Annotated in this window: 15 protein-coding genes; 3 read left to right on the top strand and 12 right to left on the bottom strand. The window is 72.7% G+C overall.

Features of this window, described 5'->3' with window-relative positions; translation table 11 throughout:
- Window positions 1-144: 144 nt before the first annotated feature.
- The 7 genes from WMF31_RS33725 to WMF31_RS33755 all read right to left on the bottom strand — a co-directional run bounded on the left by WMF31_RS33725 (window position 145) and on the right by WMF31_RS33755 (window position 7985).
- Window positions 145-1461, bottom strand: a complete 1317-nt coding sequence (locus WMF31_RS33725) for a multicopper oxidase family protein (RefSeq protein ID WP_436605882.1) — start codon at window positions 1459-1461, stop codon at window positions 145-147.
- A gap of 1 nt (window position 1462) precedes the next feature.
- Window positions 1463-2920 carry a TolC family protein gene (locus WMF31_RS33730; protein WP_436605883.1) on the bottom strand — a complete coding sequence of 486 codons (1458 nt, stop codon included), beginning with the start codon at window positions 2918-2920 and terminating at the stop codon, window positions 1463-1465.
- On the bottom strand, window positions 2910-3257 hold the full coding sequence (locus WMF31_RS33735) for a hypothetical protein (protein ID WP_436605884.1): 348 nt from the start codon (window positions 3255-3257) through the stop codon (window positions 2910-2912). The genes WMF31_RS33730 and WMF31_RS33735 overlap by 11 nt, the downstream gene beginning before the upstream one ends.
- Window positions 3258-3516: 259 nt before the next feature.
- Entirely contained in the window at window positions 3517-4203 is a 687-nt protein-coding gene (locus tag WMF31_RS33740; protein ID WP_436605885.1) for an RNA polymerase sigma factor, read from the bottom strand.
- Between the two features lie 94 nt (window positions 4204-4297).
- The gene (locus WMF31_RS33745) at window positions 4298-5353 is read right to left on the bottom strand and encodes a formylglycine-generating enzyme family protein (protein ID WP_436605886.1); all 1056 of its coding nucleotides are present in this window, start codon (window positions 5351-5353) and stop codon (window positions 4298-4300) included.
- Window positions 5354-5678: 325 nt separating this feature from the next.
- Entirely contained in the window at window positions 5679-7310 is a 1632-nt protein-coding gene (locus WMF31_RS33750) for a S53 family peptidase (RefSeq protein WP_436605887.1), read from the bottom strand.
- A 48-nt stretch (window positions 7311-7358) separates the two neighbouring features.
- Window positions 7359-7985 (bottom strand): hypothetical protein, encoded by a 627-nt coding sequence (locus WMF31_RS33755; RefSeq protein WP_436605888.1) that lies wholly within the window; start codon window positions 7983-7985, stop codon window positions 7359-7361.
- Between the two features lie 348 nt (window positions 7986-8333).
- Here WMF31_RS33755 and WMF31_RS33760 point away from each other — a divergent pair, with 348 nt between their 5' ends.
- Both WMF31_RS33760 and WMF31_RS33765 read left to right on the top strand, forming a co-directional pair.
- Window positions 8334-9230 (top strand): homocysteine S-methyltransferase family protein, encoded by an 897-nt coding sequence (locus WMF31_RS33760; RefSeq protein WP_436605889.1) that lies wholly within the window; start codon window positions 8334-8336, stop codon window positions 9228-9230.
- Window positions 9231-9386: 156 nt separating this feature from the next.
- Window positions 9387-10079 carry a glutathione S-transferase N-terminal domain-containing protein gene (locus WMF31_RS33765; RefSeq protein ID WP_436605890.1) on the top strand — a complete coding sequence of 231 codons (693 nt, stop codon included), beginning with the start codon at window positions 9387-9389 and terminating at the stop codon, window positions 10077-10079.
- Window positions 10080-10241: 162 nt separating this feature from the next.
- Here WMF31_RS33765 and purU read toward each other — a convergent pair whose 3' ends face one another.
- The 3 genes from purU to WMF31_RS33780 form a co-directional block, all read right to left on the bottom strand.
- On the bottom strand, window positions 10242-11135 hold the full coding sequence (gene purU, locus WMF31_RS33770; RefSeq protein WP_436606631.1) for a formyltetrahydrofolate deformylase: 894 nt from the start codon (window positions 11133-11135) through the stop codon (window positions 10242-10244).
- A 137-nt stretch (window positions 11136-11272) separates the two neighbouring features.
- On the bottom strand, window positions 11273-12010 hold the full coding sequence (locus tag WMF31_RS33775) for a histidine phosphatase family protein (RefSeq protein WP_436605891.1): 738 nt from the start codon (window positions 12008-12010) through the stop codon (window positions 11273-11275).
- A 256-nt stretch (window positions 12011-12266) separates the two neighbouring features.
- On the bottom strand, window positions 12267-12569 hold the full coding sequence (locus tag WMF31_RS33780; RefSeq protein WP_436605892.1) for a hypothetical protein: 303 nt from the start codon (window positions 12567-12569) through the stop codon (window positions 12267-12269).
- 242 nt (window positions 12570-12811) lie between these two features.
- Between WMF31_RS33780 and WMF31_RS33785 the strand changes: the two genes are divergently transcribed.
- Window positions 12812-13417: a hypothetical protein gene (locus WMF31_RS33785; protein WP_436605893.1), complete on the top strand. Its 606-nt coding sequence runs from the start codon at window positions 12812-12814 to the stop codon at window positions 13415-13417.
- A gap of 143 nt (window positions 13418-13560) precedes the next feature.
- Here the strand turns inward: WMF31_RS33785 and mgtE are convergent, their stop codons facing one another.
- A complete protein-coding gene (gene mgtE / locus WMF31_RS33790; protein WP_436605894.1) occupies window positions 13561-14892 on the bottom strand; it encodes a magnesium transporter in 1332 nt (443 codons plus the stop codon).
- Window positions 14893-15046: 154 nt separating this feature from the next.
- Window positions 15047-15667 (bottom strand): Maf family protein, encoded by a 621-nt coding sequence (locus WMF31_RS33795; protein WP_436605895.1) that lies wholly within the window; start codon window positions 15665-15667, stop codon window positions 15047-15049.
- Window positions 15668-15713 lie beyond the last annotated feature (46 nt).

Raw genomic sequence — 15713 nt, forward strand, 5'->3', positions numbered from 1 at the left:
GGCGCGGATCGAGGGAAGAGCGCGCGGCGCTGGCCCCTCCAGGACGGGCTGGCATGGCCCAGGGCGGGGGACCCGGGGGGACCCGCCCTCCAGCCCGGAGCTACCGCATCCCCGGCGCGCCCCGTCGGCCAGCGCCCCGCCGGCTCACCCCCCGGCCTTCTTGCCCGCCGCCGGGTCGATGCCGTCCGCCCGCATCTTCTCGGCGCTCGCCGGCCCCGCCACCGTGCCCTCCGGGTGCGTGTACCACCCGCCCGGATCCGCCTTGTCCGGCTCCTCGCGGACCTTCAGCACCGTGAACATCCCGCCCATGTCGATGTACGAGAACGGCCCGGGTCCCCCGCGCATCGGCAGGCTGTTCGCCGGAATCGGCATCTGCATCTCCCCCATCCCGCCCATGCCCGTGGTCCCCATCGTCATGTACTCGGGCATCACGCGCCTCATGCGCTGATCCAGCGTGCGGGTGTCGACCCCGACCATGTTCGGCAAACCGTGCCCCATCTGCATCATCGTGTGATGCGTCATGTGGCAATGCATCGCCCAGTCCCCCAGCTCCTCGGGGACGAACTCGATGACGCGCGTGCCGCCCACCGGCACCAGGACCGTGGTCTCCGGGTACTGCGCAGACTCGGGGACATACCCGCCGTCCGTCGCCGTCATGTGGAACCACAGGCCGTGCAGGTGAATCGGGTGGTGATCCATCGGGCCGAGGTTCCCGAGCCGGATCCGCACGCGCTCGCCGCGGCCGACGAGCAGCGGCGCCGCCGCCGGGAACGCCTTGCCGTTGAACGTGAGGACGTTGAAATCGCTCATCGCGTTCGGGTCCGGCCGCCGCGCCCCCGCGTTGATCTTCCACTCCTGCGTCATGAGCACGAAGTCCCGATCCACGCGCGGCCCCCGGGGCCGCCTCGGGTGCACCACGAACATCCCCACCGCGCCGAGCGCGATCTGCGTCATCTCGTCATAATGCGAGTGATACATGTACGTCCCCGGGTGCCGGACGACGAACTCGTAAACGTACGTCTCTCCGGGCGGGATCGGACGCTGGGTGAGCCCGGCGACCCCATCCATGCCGTTCGGCAGCACGAGGCCGTGCCAGTGCACCGTGGTCGGCTCGGGCAGGGCGTTCGTCACGTAGATGCGCAGGCGATCGCCCTCGACCGCCTCGATGGTCGGCCCGGGCGTGCTCCCGTTGTAGCCCCACACCTCGCACGAGAGGCCCGGCGCGAACTCGTGCTCGAGCGGCCCCGCGACGAGGTGGCCCACCTTCACGCCGTCGACCACCCGGAGCGGGAGCGTGCTGCCGTTCGGCGTCACCACCGCAGGCTGCCCGCCGGGCGCCGCGGCCCTCCGGGGCCCCGCGGTCGCCGCGCCCGGGCCCTGCTGCGCGTGCGCGACCCCGCGCGAGATCAGGGCGACCCCGGCGGCCAGGCCGCCCACGTGGATGAATGAGCGTCGATCCATCTCAATGCCCTCCTTCGTCGGCCCCCGGGGCCCCCGTGTGCATCGCGGCGGGCGCCTCCGCCCGCTGCGCCTCGACGCGCCGCCCCGCGAGCAGCGCGTCGAACGCGGCCTTCGCCGTCCAGAACTCGCGCAGCGTCTCGACCGCGGCGAGCTCGGCGTCGAGCTCCGCGCGCCGCGCCGCGAGGAGCTCGAACACGCCGACGTGCATCGCGTTGTACTGGAGCAGCGTCTGCTCCAGGACCCGCTTGCGGGCCGGGAGGATGACGCGCCGATAGTGCCGGGCCCGCGCGTGCGCGGAGGCCAGGCGGCTACGCGCCTCGCGCGCCGCCGACCGCAGATCGACGGCGAGCCCGTGGTAGCGCTCGAGGAGGCTGTCGAACGCCGCGGTCTGCGCCGCCACGGCGCCCTGCTGCCGGTTGAAGATCGGGAGCGAGAGCGTGACCCCGGCGCCGATCACCCACGGGTGCGCGTGCGCCTCGTCGCTCGCCCCGAGCTCCCGCTCGCCGTGCACGCCGACCGACATGTCCGGCAGCCAGCCGCCCGCCCGCAGCGCCCCGGCCCGGCGCGCCGCCGCCTCGAGGCGACGGCGCAGATCCGCGAGCTCGAGGCTCGCCCGGATCGCCCGCGCCTCCGCGCGCGACGGCGTCGCCAGCGCCTCGGGCGCCTCCGGGATCGCGGCCTCGATGGTCCAGGCGGTCGCCGCGCCGGAGAGCCCGAGCAGCCGCTGCAGCCGCTCGCGCCGCTCGAGGAGCTCGAGCTCCATCTGCGCGGCCGTGACGCGCGCCTCCTCGTAGCCCGCCTCCTGGGTCGCCACGTCGAGCTCCGGCACGTTGCCCGCCTCGAAGAGCGCGCGGGCGGCGTCGCGGGCCGCCGCGAACGCGTCGACCGCGCGGTTCGCGATGACGAGCCGCTGCTGCGCCGCCTGCACCGCGTAGAACGCGGCGCGCACCCGGTAGCCGAGCTCCACGACCTCGCCGGCCGAGCGGTACCGCGCCGCCTCGTGCTCCGATCTCGCCGCCCGCTCGTGGAGCGGCGCCAGGATGGCCGCGGTCAGGTCGATCTCGGCCGACAGCCCGACGTGCGCGTGCTCGAGCCCCTCCTGCTGCGGCGTGATCTCGAGCTCGAGCTCGGGGTTCGGCAGCGCGCCCGCCTGCGCGAGGTTGCCCCGGGCGACGCCGACCTCCTTGAGCGCGGCGCGCAGCGCGCGGTTGTTGAGCAGCGCGACGCGCACCGCGGCGTCGACCGTGAGCGGCCGGCGGAGCTGCTCGGAGATCGCCCGCGCGTCGGCCGCCCCCGGGTCGAGGTCCTCCTCCGCCGCCGCGCTCTCCGGGAGCTCGGCGGAGGAGAGGTCGCGGATCCGGGCGAGATCCGCGGTCGCGGACGGGGCGGCGCAGCCCGCCGCAAAGAGGAGCGCGAGGCTCGCCACGAGCGCGCGCGATCGCCAGCGTTCAGTGCGCATGGGCCGGCTCCGGTGCCTCGGCCGGCGCGGGGCCTTCGTCCTTGGCCGGCGCGCCGCCGTGATGGTGGTGATGGTGGTGCTGGTGCGGGTCGGCGCCCCCCCCAGGCGCCGGCTCGAGCCCGACCCAGCCCGCGGTGGGCTCCCCGGGCAGAGGAGGATCCTCCGACAGGGCGACGCCGATCCGCGGCGAGGGCGCCTCCGCGGCCTCGGGCGAGGCGGCGGTCGACGCGGGGAAGGGCACAGGGACGCTGCGCGGCGCGCACCCGGCGAGCGCGACGGCAGCGATGACCAACGTCAGCGGACGGTCCAGCCGTCCTGCGAGGAGAGATGAGTTCATGGAAGCCACTCCGCGTGGGGCAGTGCGATCGCCTGTGAGGCGAGATGACGACAGACAAACCCGAGAACACCAAGAGACGCGTCATGACCCTCGAACCCCTTCGTTCGAGGGTCGGTAACCGGCTGACGCGCGCGATCCGGAGGCATTACACCCGCCCGGACCGCGCCTGCGCCGCCAGGGCGAGGCAACGGCTCAGTCTGCTGGAGGGCTCACCCCCGCTGCCGGGGGCGGTCAGCGCCCTCCCCGGCTGCCGGGAGGGTCAGCGCCCTGGGTCGCGTGCCCCGCGGCCGGTGGGCTCGCGTGCCCCGCGGCCGGTGGGCTCGCGTGCCCCGCAGCCAGTGGGCTCGCGTATCCCGCCCGCGGGGAGCGGCCCGCAGGAGCAGTCGACGCAGCCCTCGTCGGCGCAGGCGCCGCACGTCGCGGCGACGCGCTTGCGAAGCGCCTCGCGCGCGCGGAAGAGCCGCACCGCCGCGTTGTTCGCCGTGATCGAGGCCTCCTCGGCGAACGCCTGGACGGAGACCCCGTCGACCTCCACGCGCTGGAGCGCGACGGCGTACTCGGGCTTCAGGACGCCGACGAGCCCCCGGACGCACTGGCACGCCGCGCCGCGCCGCGCCTCGGCGTCGGGCGGCACGGCCTCGTCGAGCTCGGCCGAGAGCGCCGCCATCGCGCGCTCCGACGCGCCGCGGCGACGGAAGTGATCCACCACGGCGTTCCGGAGCGTGCGGTAGAACCAGGCCGTGACCGACTCGTCGCTGCGCAGCTCGCCGATGCGGTCGATGCCGCGCGCGAACGCCTCCTGAAGGATGTCCTCCGCCACGGCCTGGCTGCCCACCCTGCGCTCCACGAAGCGGAGGAAGTCGCCGTACCCCGCGACGAGCGTCGCGACGGCGTCGCCCGACCTCGCGCGCTCGACGTCGCCGGTGGACCGCTCCGGATCGATCATGCGCCGACGTTAACCCCTCTTCCCGCCCAGCGCTACCCGTCCGGGCGCGCTCCCGCGGCCCCGCGTGACGGTGATCACCGCGGGCGGCGGTGGCTCACGGGAGCTCCCTCGCGCACCGGATCCCGAGATCGTCGTACTGATAGGACTGGTTGACGCCAACGCGGTTCCCGGGATCCAGCTTCAGCTCCCCCGCGCCGGCGCGCCAGTGCCCGCCGGAGCGGATCCGGTAGATGGGCGCCGTCGCGTCGAGGCTGGCGCAGTCCGTACACTCGGCGGGGAGATCGCCGCGAACGTCGAGCGCCCACTCGTTCATGCTCCCCACGAGGTCGGCGTGCCCCCACTCTCCGTCTCCGCCCGGCGAGAACGAGCCGACCCGCGGGATGTCCTCGTCCGAGCAGTCCGGCGAGGGAGCGCCGTCTCCCCGGCAGCCGAACACGGCGCGGTCGTCGGGCGGCAGGTCCTCCCCTCCCCACGGATAGAGGCTCTGCGCGGTCCCCCCCGCCGCGCGGAGCCACTCCGCCTCCGTCGGCAGGTAGCCGCCGTCCCACGCGCAGAACGCGAAGGCGACCACCCACCGGACGCAGTTGATCGGCTTGTCCTCGTTCTCGCCAGGCTCGTCGGTCCACAGGCCGGCGCTCACCTGCCCGCACAGGAGCGCCTTCTTCAGCGCCTCCGCGTCCTCGGGCAGATCGTCGTTCCACGCGGGGTCCCACCCGCTGCCCGGCACCCGCGGGTGCGCGCCCGCCCCCTCCTCCGGCGGCTCGCCGGTGTAGCTCGCGACGAAGCCCCGGAAGCGGCCCACCGTCACCTCGAACCGATCCAGGGCGAAGTCGCTGGTCAAGGTCACGTGGAGCGCCGGATCGTTGTAGCGATCGAACTCGCCCCCCGGGACCGGCAGCGTCGCGCAGCAATCCTCGTCGCCGTCAGGGCCGCACGTCGCGGGGAGCCCCACGCAGCGCGGCCGAGGCGCCGTGAGGCACGCGCCGTCGAGGCAGAACGGGCACGACGCGTCGACCTGCCATTGCCAGTTCGCGTCGCAGACCTCCAGCCGGTCGCCCGCGCATCGCTGCTCGCCGACGGTCTCGCACTGCGCCGGCTCGACCGGCCCGACGTCCGGCACGCAGGCGGCCCCTCCCGTGAGTAGGAGCACGAGCAGGGGCATCCGGGCGATCGGGGCGAGGGGCGAGCGACGTCCGCTCCGCCCTGGCGCGAGGGCGCGATGCCGGTCTTCGCATGCCGCAGGGGAGCTCGATCGCGGAGCGCTGCTTCGCGGACGCATCGCTCGATGGGGTAGACGCTCGCCCCGGCGATCGCAAGCCTCGCGGCGGCGCTAGAGCACCGATCACGCTGAACAAGCGAGAGATCAACCGCCAAGGCGCCATGGACGCCAAGGAGAGAATCGATTCTTGGCGTCCATGGCGCCTTGGCGGTTCGAATTTCTGCACGTTTCAGGGGGTTTCAACCCGTTTGTCGCTCTAGGGGAGCGCCGCCGCGAGCTCGTCCGCGAGCGGAGCGCCCCAGCCGGTCGGATAGTCCCAGCCAGGGCCGGCGCTGAACCCCTCCGGGGTCTTGCCCGCCGTGATGTCGCGGAAGGCCGCCTGCACCTCCGGCATCAGGTAGAGCGCCGGGTTCAGCCAGCCCGCGACGGGCTTGCCCTCCGCGAGGCGGCGGCTGTTCACCGACGCCATCATCCCGGCGAACACCGGCGCCGCGAACGAGGTGCCGCCGCGCCGCTCCCACTTGCCCAGGTAGTAGAGCCAGTAGCTGGCGTCCGGCGACGCGTTCAGCGCCACATCGGAGACGGCGCGCCTGCCCTGCGCGTCCTTCACGACGTCCTCCTGCCACCAGGGCGTCGTGAAGGAGCGGGACCGGCCCGAGCCCGAGCCGCTCCACGCCGCCTCGCGCTCGACCTCGCCGTCGGCGCCGAGCTCGAGCAGCGTCCCGCCGACGCACGTGACGTAGGGGCTCGACGACGGCACGTCGGGCCGGCTCGAGTCGCCGCTCGCCACGACGATCGTCATCCCCAGCGCCGCGCCCATCCGCGCGGACGCGTGGTACTGCTGCCGGATCGGCTCCGCCTCGGTCTCCTCGCGGTGCGCGAACGACGTCGAGAGCACCGACACCTCGCCCGCCGCGATCGCCTCGTTCCACGCGTAGAGGATCGAGAGGGTGCGCGCGTCGGGCCCCTCGTAGACGACGAGATCGGCCTTCGGGGCCATCGCGCCCGCCCACTGCGTGTCCAGCGTGGTCTCCACGTAGCGCGTCGAGATCGGATCCGCCGTGACGACGACCTTGGGGTTGTCGCGGGAGATGCCGAACGACCGCCAGAACGACTGGAGGTCCTTGATCTTGAAGGTCGCCCCCGCCACGACGCCGAGCTTCACGCCCTGCCCGCGGAACCCGTCGACCCCGTCGTCCACGGTCTCCTCCTCGTCGTGGAGCGCGTCGATCGCGTAGGCGCGCGCGATCTGCGCGGGCGTGAACCCCGCCTGCACGTCCTCCGGGGGGGTCGTCTCGATCGAGCCGCCCTCCTGCGCCAGCGGCGCCGTGTCCGCGGGGATCTCGACCGCGGCCACGCCCGCCGCGAGGTCGATGATCTTCTGCGGCGGCCTGAGCGGCGAGAGCGCGCCGTACGTGCGGAGCGGCGCGCCGCCGGCCGACGGGTTCTCGCGCTCGAAGTCGCGGAGCTCGACGTCGAACGCGTCGTTGAACTGCTCCACCGTGCCCGTGAACTCGAGGAGCAGCCGGTTCGTGGCCCGGCGCGTGATCTCCATCCCCTGCTCGACGAGCCACCCCTCGACGGTCGCGATGTCGCTCTCGTCGGGGGCGTGGCGCTCCATCCAGGTCTCGACCGACATGTACTGCCGGAAGCTCGGGCTCGTGGGGTCGTAGATGTCGTCGATCGTGCGCTCGAGCGCCTCGACGTCCCGGGTCGGGAACGAGATCAGCGCGCGGAAGCGCTCGTCCGTCGGCGCCGGGCCGAAGTCGAAGTAGACGCCCGCGAGCGGCCTCGGGAGGCCGCTCGCGAGCACCGGACCGTCGTCCTCGGCGCAGGCCGCGCCCGAGAGGGCGAGCAGCGCACCGCACCAGACCGAGAGCGATCGCATCAACGATGTCCTGAGCGGGAGGGGGGAGAGGCCATCGTCAGGCGCGGCTCAGCACCACGTGTGCTCGACCAGGTAGCAGGTGTAGGTGCCCTGCTCCCAGGTCACGGGCGACCCGCCGGTGTCGTTGTCGACGCAGATCTCGCAGACCGCGTGCACGCAGCCGTCGTCGCTCTGCGGGCGGGACTGCGGCGCCGGCGGGGGCGTCTCCGAGTAGAAGTAGCCGTCGACCTTGAGCTGGTCGAGCTCGCTCTGCGTCAGCACGCCGAAGTACGCCGGGTCCGACGCGATGCGGAACCGCTGGTCCGAGGCCTCGCGGAAGACCGGCGCCGGGTAGTCGCCGTAGTCGCCGTTCTCCACCGCGGCCATCTGCGTCTCGAGCAGGACCTCCTTGCCTTCGCGCGTGGAGAGCTTGATGCGCGAGTAGTCGACCGGCGCCTTCGAGTAGTCGATGGCGAAGACCGTGTTCTCGGACAGGTCGAGGCTCAGGAACTGCCCCTCCGACAGGGCGGCGATCTTGTCCTGAGTGATCCGCTGATGCTGCACGCTGGGCTCGACCGGGAGCTCGTCCGACCCCGGCTCTGACGCGGTGCACCCGGCGATGCCGACCGCTGCGATGACGCCGAGCGAAAAACAGAGGGCGATCGACCTGGAAGAACGGATGGAGTGTCGAATCATGACTTGCATTCCTTTCTGTTGGCTCAACACGGCGTTCGTCTGGCCTCTCGCTGGCCAGCGGGGGCTTCACACCCTGTCGTCCCGAGGAGTAACGCGAACTGTAGACCCCCCGCGACTCCCGCGAGTGAGTGGAATGGGGGGAAGACGCATTCATTGAAACGGTGCCGCAGGGCCCCCAGGTCTGGCAAGTAAATTCCCGGTCCGAGAGATAATTCCATCGTCCTTTCTGCGGCGTAGTGGTCGGGACGGTGCGCTGTGCGGGTGGGGCTCACCTGCCGAGATACGTCGAGTTCCGAGGTGGTGTCAGGGCTTGCCCAAAGGGCCGGCCGCGGACATACCGGTGCCTACATGAAGGACGGGTCCTCGGGAGCGTGCGGGGCAATCGCGGCGGGGGCCGGCGTCACGATCCTCGACGGCCCGGTCGGGACCGAGCTCGCGGCGCGGGGGGTCGAGACGCCGGCGCCGCTCTGGAGCGCGGCGGCCCTGCTCGACGCGCGCGGCCGCGAGGTCGTTCGCGCGATCCACCGGGGCTACGCGCTCGCGGGCGCGACGGTGCACACGGCGAACACGTTCCGCACCCGGCGGCGGCAGGCGGGCGCCGCGTGGGCCGAGCTCACGGCGCGCGCGGTCTCGCTCGCGCGCGAGGCCGCGCGCGAGGTGGGCTCGCGGCACCGGATCGCCGGGAGCGTCGCGCCGCTGGAGGACTGCTACCGGCCGGATCTGAGCCCGGCCGACGCGCGGCAGGAGCACCGGGAATTCGCGCGGGCGCTCGCGTCGGCGGGCGTGGATCTGATCCTCTGCGAGACGTTCCCGCACCCCGGCGAGGCGCTCGTGGCGCTCGAGGAGGCGGTCGCCACGGGCGTCGAGGCGTGGGTGGCGTTCACGGCGGGCCCGGGGGCGGATCTCCTGTCGCCGGGGGAGATGGGGATCGCCGCGCGCGAGGCCGCCCGCCGCGGCGCGCGGGCCGTGCTCGTCAACTGCACCCCGGCGACGCGCACGCTCGCGTACGTCGAGCAGCTCGCGGCGAGCGGCGTCGCGTTCGGGGCCTACGCGAACGCGGGCGCGGCGAGCGAGGGGATCGGCTTCCCCGAGGGGACGGACAGCGCGTCCGCGGCGCGGTACGCGGCGCTCGCGCGCCGCTGGCTCGAGGCGGGCGCCACGATCGTGGGCGGGTGCTGCGGGACGGGGCCAGCGCACGTCGCGGCGCTGCGCGCGCTCGTCGACGGGGCGCGGCCCGCGGGCTGAGCGCCGCTCGCCGGTTGCCCTCCGCGGGTCGACGTGCCACCGATGCGACAGGAGCGCAGGCGAGGCCGGCGCGCGGCAAGACGGCGCGCTGCCCGACCGGAGCTCGAGACGGCACGCCGCCGGGCTCGGCGGCACATATCACGGAGGCGGCGCACGATGATCGATCTCTATTACTGGCCCACCCCGAACGGCTGGAAGGTCAGCATCCTCCTCGAGGAGCTGGGGCTCCCGTACAAGGTCATCCCGGTCAACATCGGGCGGGGCGAGCAGTTCAAGCCGGAGTTCCTCGCCATCAGCCCCAACAACCGGATGCCGGCGATCGTCGATCACGATCCGGAGGGCGGCGGGGCGCCGGTCTCGGTGTTCGAGTCGGGCGCGATCCTGCTCTACCTCGCGGAGAAATCCGGCAAGCTCATCCCGTCGGACGTGCGCGGGCGCTACGAGGTGATCCAGTGGCTCATGTGGCAGATGGGCGGCCTCGGCCCGATGAGCGGCCAGGCGGGGCACTTCCGCCAGTACGCGCAGGAGAAGATCCCCTACGCGATCGACCGTTACACGAACGAGGTGCGCCGGCTCTACGGCGTGATGGACAAGCGGCTCGCGGATCGGCCGTACCTCGCGGGCGAGTACTCGATCGCGGACATCGCGAGCTTCCCCTGGGCGAAGCTGCACGAGATGTACGGCTGGCAGCTCGACGATCTGCCGAACCTCAGGCGGTGGATCGAGGCGGTGCGCGCGCGGCCGGCCGTGGAGCGCGGGCTCGCGGTCGGGAGCGAGCTCAGGAACCAGAGCCCGGCGCTCGACGAGGAGGCGCGGAAGTGGCTCTTCGGCAAGAGGCCCGAGGGCTGATGGGCGGAGGGCCGCGCTAGCGGGGCCAGGTCGTCGCCCAGGGGGGCCCTGTCCCCACCCTCCACGCGGGCCCTCCGCCGTTCCAGGGTGAGCCATACCCGCTTTTCACTCCTCAGACACGGCGTTGTCCACGGCTCTCCTCGCCTCGGGGACAACCGCCGCTCAGAAAATGATGGTGCGGCGTCCTTCGACAATCACCCGCCGCTCCAGGTGCGCCCGGACGGCGCGGGAGAGGACGATCCGCTCCACGTCGCGCCCCACCCGCGTCATCTCGTCCGGACCCATCTGGTGATTCACCCGCGCGACGTCCTGCTCGATGATCGGCCCCTGATCGAGATCCCGGGTGGCGTAATGCGCCGTCGCGCCGATGAGCTTCACCCCGCGCGCGTGCGCCTGGTGATACGGCTTCGCCCCCTGGAAGGCAGGCAGGAAGCCGTGGTGGATGTTGATGACCGGCGGCCCCTCGTGGAGCATCTCCTCCGAGAGGATCTGCATGTACCGCGCGAGCACGACGAGATCGACATGGTGCCTCTTCAGCAACTCGAGCACCTGACGCTCCTGCTCGCGCTTGGTCTCGGGCGTGATCGGGAGACAGAAGAACGGGATCCGAAAGCTCTCGGCCACCGACTCGAGCGTGGGATGATTCGAGATGACAAGCGGGATCTCGCAGCGAAGCTCGCCGGCGCGCTGCCGGAGCACGAGATCGTAGAGGCACGCCGGATCCTTCGTGACCAGGATCGCCATCTTGGGGATGTGATCGCTGTAGTCGACCGACCAGCGCGCCGAGAGCGACGTGGCGAGCTCGCGAAAGGCAGCCTCGATCGCGCTGCGGGTGGCCGAGCCGCCCAGGGCGGTGACCGCGGACGGCGACGAGAGGCCGGACAGATCGACGACGAGGCGCATGTAGAAACGAGGGCCCTCGTCCATGAACACATCGGTGTGATTGCTCGCGTCGATGATGTTCAGGCCGATATCGTAGAAGAACCCTGCGAGCCGCGCGACGAGCCCAGGCTGATCGGGCGCGGCGACGAGGAAGGTGGCGTGAACGGGACCCATCATCCACGTCATGTAGCTCGCCTCCAGGCAGCGGCGCAAGCCGCGCCGCGAGCGCCGACCCGTGGAGTCCCCACCTCGGTGCCGCGTCGCCCCATCAACCGCCGCCCCGGGGCCAGGCAGCCCGGCCGAGAGCCGCTCTAGCGCCCCTCGCCGCTCTCCGACGACGGCGGCCCGGACGGCTCGTCGACGTCCCGCGGGGCCAGCGTGGACAGCTCCGCCCACGGGATGCGCACCGTCCGCTCCACGTCGCGCAGGTGAGCGCTGTCATTGTAATAAATAAGGTGCCACGCCTCGGCACGGCCCCAGCGCCGGCGGCGCTGCCAGTGGGTCAGCGAGGTGTGTCGTGTGGAGAAGTGCGCGGCCGGAAAGGCGAGCGCGTTCATCTTGAAGAAATGGAGGAACGCGACGTCGATGAAGCCACCGTGCGTGACGACGGCGATCGTCCGCCCCTCGTGCTCGCGGGTGATCCGGTCGAGCGCGGCAGAGACCCGGAGCATGAACTGCGCCCAGCTCTCTCCTCCAGGGCTCGCCGGGCGGTACGGCTCACGCTCGAAGTCGATCGCGTAGCGCACCATCGCCTCTCCCACCGGCAGCCCGTCCGCCTCGCCGGGGCGGAGCTCCTGGACGTCATCGTCGAGCGTGACCGGCAAACCCAGGGCGGGCGCGATGATCTCCGCCGTTTGCCGCGCGCGGTGGTACGTGCTCGCGATCAGCACGTCGGCCGCGATCTCGCGCGTGGCCGCCAGGCGATCGCGCAGCCGCTCCGCCTGGAGGACGCCGAGCGGCGTCAGCCCGGTGTCGCCGCGCATGCCCCCCACGATATGGTTCACGTTGACCCGCGCTTCTCCGTGCCGGACGAGGTAGAGATTCGTCACGATCTGAGCCTCCGAGGCACGCGACCTGGCAATGGAGGTCCGCGCCCGCTAGGAAGAGCAAGGCCAACCCCCGATGTCAAGGGTTTGTACCTTCGCCGCGCGGCGTCGATGGCATCGGAGGAGGATTGACCGGGCGGCGCGACCGCGCGGGCGCGTGATCGCGCCGCGCGCCGGGAGATCGTATCCGACGATCTTGACTGACGACCTCTCTCCGGTGCAGCGCGGCGAGCCGCGGCCCCGCCGCCCCGCGGCGCCCTCACGGACAGCCGTGGAGGAGCGCGAAGAGCGCCGCGCTCTCCGAGCAGACCTGCTCGCCCCGCAGGGCGCTGCAGAAGTCGTCCGCGGTGCTGAAGCTCTTCTTTCCCGTGCTGCCCTCGATGCAGGAGATCGAATAGACATACCGCAGGGCGCCCTCGTCCTGCGCGCCGACGACCCCCGGCTCGTCGACGCCGGCGACCTGCGAGCCGCCGCCGCCGGCGTCGGGTGGATCGGCCTCGAATATCGGAAACACCACGATGGGCCAAAAGCCGAAGAGACCTGCTGCGAGATGCGAGATCATGGCTTCACCTCCAACCACGATGGAACATCCATCCTCGTCCGAGGTGGTCATTGCATCTCACAGGCCAGCTCGGGCCGTGTCCGACCACTGCACATGCTCCGGCGAGCGCGCGCGGCCGGCGTCCTCCGGCGACGGAGCTCCCCCCGTCCGGGGCAAAGGCGCCGGCGCGGCGCGCCGCCGCCGTCCCTTGCCATGGCGCGCGGACATGGCCTACAAGGCGGGGCCCTCGCAAGGAGATCTCCATGCACCGTCGCAGCTTCGTCGCGGCCGCGCTGCTCGGCCTCGCGGCCCTCACGGGGTGCGCGCCGCGCTGGCGCGTCGTGACCCAGGCAAGCCCCGATACGTTCGTGAACCAGCGCTACTTCGCCGTGCTGCCCGTCGACTACACGGGGCTCCGCGTCGGCGATCAGCCCGAGGCCGTGTACCTCTCCGGCCAGGACCGGGACGAGCAGCAAAGCTTCCTGACAGACAAGGTGACCATCGACGAGGAGTTCGCGAAGGCGCTGATCGAGCGCGCCAGGGAAGAGGGCATCGAGGTCGCGCCGGCCGACGGCCCCACGTCCGCGCCGTTCCTGATCCGGCCCTACATCGCCTCCCTGGAGCCCGGCTACTACGCGGTCGTCTCCACGAAGCCGAGCCGGCTCATCCTGACGCTCCGGATCACGACGCCCGACGGCAAGGTGCTCGACGAGATCCAGCTCTCGAACCGCACGCACGCGCCCAACCCGGGCACGATCGCCGCGTCCACCGACGCGGACAAGCTCACGAGCGGCGGCCGCTGGCGAGAGGACGCCCGCGTGGTCGGCGCGCTCGCGGCCAGGTACCTCGCGTCGCGCGTCGACCCGTAACCCGTAGCAAGGGCGCCCGGCCGGGGGGTGGGCCCGCGGGGGCTCACTGGAGGGGCTGGAGTGCAGGCGAGCCACGACAGGGGCTCGCCGGAACGCAAGCCCCGGAGGTGAGCCCCCGCGGGCCCTACCCCCGGCCGGGCGCCTCAGAGCAGCCTGCCCCGGAGCAGGAGCTCGGCCACGGTGAAGTAGATCACGAGGCCGGAGACGTCGACGAGCGTGGCCACGAACGGGGCCGAGGCGCTCGCCGGGTCGAAGCGCAGCGCCCGGAGCGCGAACGGCAGGAGCGCGCCCGCGAGCGTGCCCCACGTCACGACGCCGACCAGGCTGAGCGCGACGGTCAGCGCGAGCAGCAGGTGGTGCTCGCCGTAGGCCCCGAAGAGCTGCTGCCAGATCACGACGCGCGCGAAGCCGATCGCGCCGAGGATCCCGCCGAGCGCGAGGCCCGACGCGAGCTCCCGCCGGGTGACGCGGAAGAAGTCCGAGAGCCGGATCTCGCCGAGCGCCATCGCGCGGATGACCAGCGTCGTCGCCTGGGAGCCCGAGTTGCCGCCGCTCGAGATGATGAGCGGCACGAAGAGGGCCAGCACGACGGCGCGGGAGATCTCGTCCTCGTAATGCCCCATCGCCGTGGCCGTGAGGAGCTCGCCCACGAACAGCGCCGAGAGCCAGCCCGCGCGCTTCTTGAGCATGCTGAAGAGCGGGGTCCGGAGGTACGGCGCGTCGAGCGCCTCCATGCCGCCGAGCTTCTGGATGTCCTCGGTCGCCTCCTCCTCCACGACGTCCACGATGTCGTCGGCCGTGACGATGCCCTTCATGCGACCCTCGCCGTCGACGACGGGGATCGCCACGAGGTCGTGCTCGGCGAAGAGCCGCGCGACCTCCTCCTGATCGACGTCCTCGTTGACCGCGATGACGTCGGTCTTCATGACGTCGCTGACGCGCTGGTCGCCGGGCGCCGTGACGAGCTGCCGCAGCGACACGACGCCGAGCAGCCGCTGCTCGGCGTCGAGCACGTAGCCGTAGTAGAGGGTCTCGAGGTGGTCCGTGGCCTGCCGCTTGAGGTAGCGGATCGCCTCGTCGACCGTCGCCTCCGGCCGCACGCGCGCGAACCACGGGCTCATGAGCCCGCCGGCCGCGTCCTCGGCGTACGCGAGCAGCGCGCTGACCTCCTTCCTCGTCGGCGCGTCGAGCAGCGAGAGCAGCTCCTCCTGCTCCGCCGGCGACACCTCGAGGAGGATGTCCGCCACGTCGTCCGGCGCGAGGAGGCGGAGCGAGAGCTTGCGCTCGCGCGGCGTGAGGGCGACGAGGAGCGCGCCCTGGTCGGCGGAGGAGAGCCCCTGGAAGAAGTCCTCCGCCTCCCCGCGCCGGAGGCGGCGATAGGCCTGCACCCGCGCGTCGTTCTCGAGGGCCGACCACGACCTGGACAGCTCGACGGCCGTGAGCGCCTCGGCCCCGCTGGAGGGCGAGCGTTCCATGATCCCCTCACCTCCTCGAGCGCCTGACCCGCCCGTCGGCGTCGCCCGGCAGAAGGTGCTCAGTCGGAAGAGCCCAGCGGCAGGCTCGAGGCACGGTTGCAACGGGCACGCCACGGCCCCCGCGCCCCGGGGCGCGGCGCGACGCCCGGGGCGGTCAGCGCGCGGGCGCGTCGGAGAGCGGATCGATCCCGAAGCGGCGCAACAGGCGGCAGAGCGGGACGAGCGGCAGGCCCACGATGGCCGTCTCGTCCGCGTGGCGCACCTCGTCGAACAGCCACGGCCCGCGCTGCTCGAAGAGGTAGCCACCTGCGCTGCCGATCGGCCGATCCAGCGCGACGTAACGGCGGATCTGCGCCCGGTCGAGCGGGCGGACGCGGAGCTCCACGGTCACGACCTCGGACAGCGTCCGCGGCGCGCCCGCGGGCACGCCCGGGAGCCCCGGGGGCGCGTGCACCGCGACCGCGGTGTGGAGCGCGTGCGCGCGCCCCGCGAGCCGCGAGAGCTGGTCGGCCGCCTCGTCGAGCGTCGCCGGCTTGCGCAGGAGCGCGCCATCGAGGTCGAGCGCCTGATCGGCGCCGACGATCAGCGCGCCGGGGCGCGCGCCCTCGAGGCTCATCGCCTTCCCCTCCGCGAAGCGGCGGGCGCACTCGATGGGCGAGAGGCCCTCCGGCGCGATCTCGTCGAACACCGGCGCGACCGCCTCGTACGCGAGCCCGAGGCGGTCGAGGAGCGCCCGCCGGAAAGGAGACGTGGAGGCGAGGACAATCCGGGACATGGTCGGATCCATGGCACGGAGCGCCGCCCGTGCCGAGAGAAACCGC

It is taken from the genome of Sorangium sp. So ce1036 (assembly GCF_051369805.1).
GTDB classification, from domain to species: domain Bacteria; phylum Myxococcota_A; class Polyangia; order Polyangiales; family Polyangiaceae; genus Sorangium; species Sorangium cellulosum_F.

Excerpts from the sequence above, each read along its gene's own strand:
- WMF31_RS33750 (WP_436605887.1), bottom strand. The coding sequence starts at position 7,310 with ATGCGATCGCTCTCGGTCTGGTGCGGTGCGCTGCTCGCCCTCTCGGGC.
- WMF31_RS33740 (WP_436605885.1), bottom strand. The coding sequence starts at position 4,203 with ATGATCGATCCGGAGCGGTCCACCGGCGACGTCGAGCGCGCGAGGTCG.
- WMF31_RS33760 (WP_436605889.1), top strand. The coding sequence starts at position 8,334 with ATGAAGGACGGGTCCTCGGGAGCGTGCGGGGCAATCGCGGCGGGGGCC.
- WMF31_RS33795 (WP_436605895.1), bottom strand. The coding sequence starts at position 15,667 with ATGTCCCGGATTGTCCTCGCCTCCACGTCTCCTTTCCGGCGGGCGCTC.
- WMF31_RS33755 (WP_436605888.1), bottom strand. The coding sequence starts at position 7,985 with ATGATTCGACACTCCATCCGTTCTTCCAGGTCGATCGCCCTCTGTTTT.
- WMF31_RS33765 (WP_436605890.1), top strand. The coding sequence starts at position 9,387 with ATGATCGATCTCTATTACTGGCCCACCCCGAACGGCTGGAAGGTCAGC.
- WMF31_RS33785 (WP_436605893.1), top strand. The coding sequence starts at position 12,812 with ATGCACCGTCGCAGCTTCGTCGCGGCCGCGCTGCTCGGCCTCGCGGCC.
- WMF31_RS33735 (WP_436605884.1), bottom strand. The coding sequence starts at position 3,257 with ATGAACTCATCTCTCCTCGCAGGACGGCTGGACCGTCCGCTGACGTTG.
- WMF31_RS33730 (WP_436605883.1), bottom strand. The coding sequence starts at position 2,920 with ATGCGCACTGAACGCTGGCGATCGCGCGCGCTCGTGGCGAGCCTCGCG.
- WMF31_RS33725 (WP_436605882.1), bottom strand. The coding sequence starts at position 1,461 with ATGGATCGACGCTCATTCATCCACGTGGGCGGCCTGGCCGCCGGGGTC.
- WMF31_RS33780 (WP_436605892.1), bottom strand. The coding sequence starts at position 12,569 with ATGATCTCGCATCTCGCAGCAGGTCTCTTCGGCTTTTGGCCCATCGTG.
- purU (WP_436606631.1), bottom strand. The coding sequence starts at position 11,135 with ATGGGTCCCGTTCACGCCACCTTCCTCGTCGCCGCGCCCGATCAGCCT.
- mgtE (WP_436605894.1), bottom strand. The coding sequence starts at position 14,892 with ATGGAACGCTCGCCCTCCAGCGGGGCCGAGGCGCTCACGGCCGTCGAG.